Raw genomic sequence first — 6,500 nt, 5'->3', positions numbered from 1 at the left:
AAGTTATAACTTATAACTTAAATGAATAATAATTTACTGATTAGTTAGAATGTTATATTTATAAATATCTACCACTTAATTAATACCCCCTAAATAAAACCGCTATGTTACCAATATCCCCGACTCATTAACTATGTATGAAAACACATATAAATACATGATTTAAATGTAAAATTTAAAATTAAATAAGTAAAAAAAGTAAAAGTAAGTGAAATAAATGAAAAATACATGAAAAATATTTTATGTTATGATTTGTATTGAAGTTTGTATGTTAAGTGTATATAAAGTTTAATTAAATCGTTTTTGTAATCACCACTTTAAAACTAAGTTATTTATTTGCAGTAGGTTCTACATGATTTATATCGACAAGGAAAAATGTAATGCTTTTATTTGTAATGAACATGGGGAGAAAGATAGAAAAGTAGAATTTATAAAAAAGGAATTAGAGTTAATTCTATTCTTGATTGATGTAAAGGGGGAGTGTGTAAGTAGAGAGTTTTTACTTGATAATTTATGGAGTAATATTGTTAGTGAGGCCAGTCTAAATAACTTAGTGAAAACAACCAGAGCAAAATTATCTAGCCTTATTGGCAGCTCTGACATCGTCATAACAGTACATAAAAAAGGTTACCGTGTTGATTTGAAATTAATATCTATCAGCGACGAATTAGCACCTACTATAAAAAAGAAAAAACCCAACCACTTATTAACTTTTAAGCTGATTATTGTAACATTTTTTTTACTTTCATTGATGGTATTTATGATTTTCAATCTTACTTTTTCGTCTGGGCGAGATTTTAAAGCTACGGCGAAATTACATAATTACAATAATCTAAGAGTTAATATTTTTTTAATAAAATGGGAGTATAGTTTTTATGCTTACGATGAGCATAACCATCTTCTAGTTCGAGATGTAGGATATAGATTTACAGTAGGTTCACATAGTTATTTACTTAATACATCAGTAGATTTTTATAGTCACTACCCTAACGCTAATATTTTTTCTATTGCAGATAGTCAGTATGAGCCTGATTTAATAAGAAATTATAGATTTTTAGAAGATAACTGCATTCTAAATGTTAATGGTCGTATTCTAGAACTTAGTATAAATAAAGAAAAAAATAAATGCATTTTATATTGATTCAACAACTCAGTTTACTTACTACTTTAGAGATTAGCTTTAATAACTCTAAAATATTATGATACTCATTATTGATAGGTGACTTGTAATAGACCATTAATTCTAGTAACGGCTTGGTATTCTAACCAGTATTCATACGTTTGACCTTAAGTATTCATTGGTTCAACGTATGAGCATAGATTGTACACAGTTAGTTAACCCTCCGACCAAATTTTTATATTATTACTGATTATCTCTTCATTAAACGAAGAATGAACCACGTAAAAGAATAAAAATAGCAATTATTTTTCAGCTGAAGTATTCAACTTATTGTTCGTTTTTGAATAATCGATGGGGATAAATTAATACATCACATTCATACCAGCTTTGCAGGACAAACAAAAAAGGGGCCTAACGCCCCTCAAAGATCTTATCTTTTTAGCATTCCCAATCCAGGATCACTTTACCTGACATGCCTGAACGCATAATATCAAAACCTTCTTGGAATTGATCAATGGGGAAGTGATGCGTAATGATTGGTGTTAGGTCTAAGCCTGACTGAATTAATGCAGCCATTTTGTACCATGTTTCAAACATTTCACGGCCATAGATACCTTTAATCACTAAACCTTTAAAGATAACATTGCCCCACTCAATGCTCATGTCACTTGGTGGAATACCTAGCATAGCAATTTTACCGCCATGGTTTATCTTGTCTAGCATATCGCTAAATGCAGATGGTACGCCTGACATTTCTAGGCCAACATCGAAGCCTTCTGTCATTTTAAGCTCGTCCATCACATCTTTAAGTGATTCCGTTGCTACGTTAACTGCACGTGTTACGCCCATTTGACGCGCTAGGTCGAGACGGTATTCGTTAACATCCGTGATCACAACATTACGTGCACCAACGTGCTTACATACAGCAGCGGCCATAATACCAATTGGACCAGCACCAGTGATTAATACATCTTCACCAACAACATCGAATGATAATGCGGTGTGTACAGCGTTACCAAACGGGTCAAAGATTGCTGCCATGTCATCAGAAATATCATCTGGTAGTTTGAATGCGTTAAATGCAGGGATAACTAAGTATTCAGCAAATGCACCTTCACGGTTAACACCAACGCCTGTAGTGTTACGGCATAAATGTGTACGTCCAGCACGGCAATTTCGACAATGACCACACGTAATATGGCCTTCACCAGATACTCGGTCACCAATTGCAAAGCCACGTACTTCTTGGCCCATACCAACAATTTCACCTACATACTCATGGCCAACAACCATAGGTACTGGAATCGTTTTCTGTGCCCATTCATCCCAATTAAAGATATGAACGTCGGTACCACAAATAGCTGTTTTTTTGATTTTAATCAGAATGTCATTATGGCCAACTTCAGGTTTATCAACCTCAGTCATCCAGATGCCTTGTTCTGGTTTTAATTTAGCAAGCGCTTTAATTTTCATTATATAATACCTATATCTTTGCCAACTTGGATGAATACATCTATCGCGTTATCAAGTTCTTCTCTGCTATGTGCAGCAGACATCTGTGTGCGAATTCTCGCTTTACCGTTTGGTACCACAGGGAAAGAGAACCCAACTACATAAATGCCTTTTTCAAGTGCGCGTTCAGCAAAGTCTGCCGCCACTTTTGCATCGCCAAGCATGATTGGAATGATCGCGTGATCAGCACCGCCCATCGTGAAACCAGCTGCTTCCATGCGTAGACGGAAGTGAGCAGAGTTAGCCCATAAAGTATCACGCAGACCATCACTTTCTGCCAGTAAATCAAGCACACGAATAGAGGCAGAAACAATAGCTGGTGCAACTGAATTAGAGAATAAATAAGGACGCGAACGTTGACGAAGCCAATCGATTACTTCTTTTTTACCCGCAGTGTAACCACCTGAAGCGCCGCCCATTGCTTTGCCCAAGGTACCGGTAATGATATCGATACGGTCAATCACATCATGATGTTCGTGGGTACCACGGCCATTTGCGCCCATAAAGCCAACAGCGTGAGAGTCATCTACCATTACCAAAGCACCGTATTTATCTGCTAAATCACAAATACCGGGTAAATCGGCAACAACGCCATCCATTGAGAATACACCATCAGTAACGATTAACTTATGGCGAGCACCCGCTTCAGTAGCGGCGATTAGCTGTGCTTCTAATTCTTGCATATTATTATTTGCATAACGGAAGCGCATCGCTTTACAAAGACGAACACCATCAATAATTGAAGCATGGTTTAATGCATCAGAAATAATCGCATCTTCTTTACCAAGAATGGTTTCAAAAAGTCCAGTGTTAGCATCAAAACATGAGGTATAAAGGATCGTGTCTTCCATGCCTAAGAATGTTGATAACTTCTGCTCAAGTTCTTTATGCGAATCTTGAGTACCACAAATAAAACGCACAGACGCCATACCAAAGCCATGCGTATCCATACCCGATTTTGCAGCTTCAATAAGTGCTGGGTGATTCGCTAAACCTAAGTAGTTATTAGCACAGAAGTTTAAAACTTCTTCACCAGTAGATATAGACACAGCCGCTTTTTGAGCTGAAGTAATAACGCGTTCTTGTTTATACAGACCTGCCGCTTTTACTTCTTCGATTTGCTCACTGATCTGATTGTAGAATGTAGAAGTCATGTAAATATTCCTTTTTAGCTTTATTTGAAACAACTTGTTATTAGCTACTTATTATTAAGAAAAGCCGAACAAGTCATGAAATAATTTATACTATGAAACTATTCTAATTGATCGCAGATAAGACTATTATCCCTCTATACGGAAAAACATTAGTGAAACACAGGCACAAATAGAATGATGATATCTCAAAAATTAATCGCCTTATTACCCGACTTGGCGAGTTTTACTTTAGTTGTTCAAGAAGGCAGTTTTACGGCCGCGGCAAAAAAAATAAATGTCACGCCTTCAGCATTGAGCAAAACCATTACCCGACTTGAGCAAGCTTTATCAATTAAACTATTTGAGCGTACAACCAGAAAGCTGATCATTACCGACGCGGGGCAGAAGATTTACGATCAATGTGTCCCTATGGTGAATGCGGCAAAGCAAGCGGTAGAAATATCCAGTGTCGAACATACCCAAGCCGCAGGTTCAATAACGGTTGCGGCACCGGAAGCATTTTTGAATGTGGTGCTGCAGCCTTTTGTCATCCCGTTTTTAAAGCAATATCCGCAGATCCAACTTAAATTGCGGGCGATTGATGGGCCAATAGATATCTTTGCACACGGTATCGATATCGCCTTTTTGCTAACGGATAAGCCAGATGAAAACTTGGTGCTAAAAGAGATAGGTAAAACCTGCTTAGTATTATGTGCAAGCCCTGATTATTTAAAAGAAAAAGGCACCCCTTCTCACCCCGAACAATTAACACAACACGATTGCCTTTATTTAGCAGAGAATGAAACCGACCACATCTGGGGTTTAATCAAAGGTGATGAATCCCATACAGTTACCGTTTCAGGCCGTTACGCAGTCAACCATTCTCAGATGCGTTTAAACGGTGTCATTAATGGCTTAGGTATCGGTATTTTTCCCGATTTCGTCGTGCAGGAAGCGATCCGCAAAGGCGATGTAACCGAGGTTCTCTGCGGTTGGACGGTTAAAAGTAATTATCAGGGGATCATTGCACTGCAGTATGCCCAAACCAAATACATGCCTACAAAGCTCAAAGTATTTATCGATTATGCTATGCAACATTTGAGTTAACACCATTAGGCACTTTCTATATGCCATAGACATTTGTTCATGCTATAGACATTTTTGTTCATGTTATGAAAGTACAGCAAAGAGCCAATCAGGTATAAACAGACAGGCAACGATGGTCATTGCGCCAAAAACAAATAGGCCGTAATGACTCGCTTTAGGTTTAGAAAAAAGGGCGGCTTGATTTTTAATGAAGTCTTGTTGCTCGATAGAATTACTGCCATAGAAGCGACTCGTCAACACACCAAAGAATAAGAATACCAAGGTGCCAATCGGGGCAAACCATGGCCACGATATATCGGCATAGCGTGCAATGAACACCGCCACGATACTGAGAATACTACCGACGATGACCCCTTTTTCATTGGCCTTGTGAAAGAACAGCCCGAGTACAAATGACCCCAATCGAATACCAACAAAAATCGACGTCAAACTTGCAATTGTTTTCAGCACCGATTCATTCGATATGGCGAATAATGCCGGGATAACAACCGCTGCTGCGGCTACCAGACTCATTTTCCTTGCTACAGAATCATAATGACGCTGTGAACCATTTTTACACACAAAGCGTTTATAAATATCAAAGGTAGCAACAGTTGCCATTGAGTTATAAGTTGAATCTAATGTCGACATTGCTGCCGCTGCTAATGCCGAAATAACCAGCCCAATAACAATTGGGTTAGTATGATTAAAAACAAAATCAAGAATGACTTCATTACTATTATCAAAATGTTGGTTTTGATAATAAATACTCAGCAACACACCTAACACAGAGAAAAATAGGTATATAAAGAAAGCACTATAGCCACACAACAACATTGATTTTTGCGCATGTTCAACGTTTTTGGTCGCTAACGTTCTTTGTATAATTAACTGGTTAGTACCATAGACACTCAGGTGTAAGAAACTCACCGCGACAACGCCCGCCCATAGCGTCGTATCCACTCCAAGATCAAAGCTGGTATTGATAATAGTCAGATTATCTGGCGACAAGTATTCTTTGGTATTTATATCCATGAGTAGTATACAAAAAATGGCAACACTGCCGATCACCAGCACAATAGATTGCAGCATATCGGTCCATATCACCGTCGATATACCGCCAATACACGTATATAGCGCTGTAAATAAGCTGATATAAATAATGGCTTCAGAGATCGATATCGGTATCACTTGCACAAGTATGAGTGCTACCGCATATAAGATGATACCTGCAGAGATACATTGAACAACAAGAAATACGAGCGAATTGATGGTTCGAGCATAGATCCCAAAACGCAGTTCAAGGTATTCATAAATTGATGTTAATTTAAGTTTGTAAAAGACCGGAACAAAGAAAGTAACGGTAAAGAATATGACGATGGGATAGTTTAAATGGACACTCATCGCTTCCATGCCCGAGTTATACACCCAACCAGGCATACCAATAAACGTCATTGCACTAATATAAGTGGCTAAAATGGAAACGCCGGCTGTAAACCAACCAAATTGCTGTCCCCCTGTAGCGAAATCATCACCTTTATTATAACGAAAGTTAACTAAGTAACTTATTAATAAGGTAATAATAATATAACACACCACTACAGCAAGACTTGAGTACGTAACCATTTGCATATTCCCAGTAACAGCGT

Annotated in this window: 5 protein-coding genes; 2 read left to right on the top strand and 3 right to left on the bottom strand. The window is 37.9% G+C overall.

Features of this window, described 5'->3' with window-relative positions:
- Positions 1–352 precede the first annotated feature (352 nt).
- Positions 353–1,141 carry a winged helix-turn-helix domain-containing protein gene (locus tag A923_RS0117235; RefSeq protein ID WP_017222937.1) on the top strand — a complete coding sequence of 263 codons (789 nt, stop codon included), beginning with the start codon at positions 353–355 and terminating at the stop codon, positions 1,139–1,141.
- 417 nt (positions 1,142–1,558) lie between these two features.
- Here the strand turns inward: A923_RS0117235 and tdh are convergent, their stop codons facing one another.
- Together tdh and A923_RS0117225 are read right to left on the bottom strand one after the other, a co-directional pair.
- Positions 1,559–2,593, bottom strand: coding sequence for an L-threonine 3-dehydrogenase (tdh, locus tag A923_RS0117230; protein WP_017222936.1), 1,035 nt, complete (start codon positions 2,591–2,593; stop codon positions 1,559–1,561).
- Positions 2,593–3,786: a glycine C-acetyltransferase gene (locus A923_RS0117225; RefSeq protein ID WP_017222935.1), complete on the bottom strand. Its 1,194-nt coding sequence runs from the start codon at positions 3,784–3,786 to the stop codon at positions 2,593–2,595. The genes tdh and A923_RS0117225 overlap by 1 nt, the downstream gene beginning before the upstream one ends.
- Positions 3,787–3,960: 174 nt before the next feature.
- Here A923_RS0117225 and A923_RS0117220 point away from each other — a divergent pair, with 174 nt between their 5' ends.
- Positions 3,961–4,872, top strand: a complete 912-nt coding sequence (locus tag A923_RS0117220) for a LysR family transcriptional regulator (RefSeq protein WP_017222934.1) — start codon at positions 3,961–3,963, stop codon at positions 4,870–4,872.
- 63 nt (positions 4,873–4,935) lie between these two features.
- Here the strand turns inward: A923_RS0117220 and A923_RS0117215 are convergent, their stop codons facing one another.
- A complete protein-coding gene (locus A923_RS0117215) occupies positions 4,936–6,477 on the bottom strand; it encodes a sodium:solute symporter family transporter (protein ID WP_017222933.1) in 1,542 nt (513 codons plus the stop codon).
- Positions 6,478–6,500 lie beyond the last annotated feature (23 nt).

Origin of the sequence: Moritella dasanensis ArB 0140 (genome assembly GCF_000276805.1) — a bacterium.
GTDB classification, from domain to species: Bacteria; Pseudomonadota; Gammaproteobacteria; order Enterobacterales; family Moritellaceae; genus Moritella; species Moritella dasanensis.
Note: the sequence above shows the minus strand (reverse complement) of the source record. Positions and strands in the feature narration are given on the sequence as shown.

Bases quoted from the DNA above. Each gene is read 5' to 3' on its own strand.
- A923_RS0117235 (WP_017222937.1), top strand. From the start codon at position 353: ATGATTTATATCGACAAGGAAAAATGTAATGCTTTTATTTGTAATGAA.
- tdh (WP_017222936.1), bottom strand. From the start codon at position 2,593: ATGAAAATTAAAGCGCTTGCTAAATTAAAACCAGAACAAGGCATCTGG.
- A923_RS0117225 (WP_017222935.1), bottom strand. From the start codon at position 3,786: ATGACTTCTACATTCTACAATCAGATCAGTGAGCAAATCGAAGAAGTA.
- A923_RS0117215 (WP_017222933.1), bottom strand. From the start codon at position 6,477: ATGGTTACGTACTCAAGTCTTGCTGTAGTGGTGTGTTATATTATTATT.
- A923_RS0117220 (WP_017222934.1), top strand. From the start codon at position 3,961: ATGATGATATCTCAAAAATTAATCGCCTTATTACCCGACTTGGCGAGT.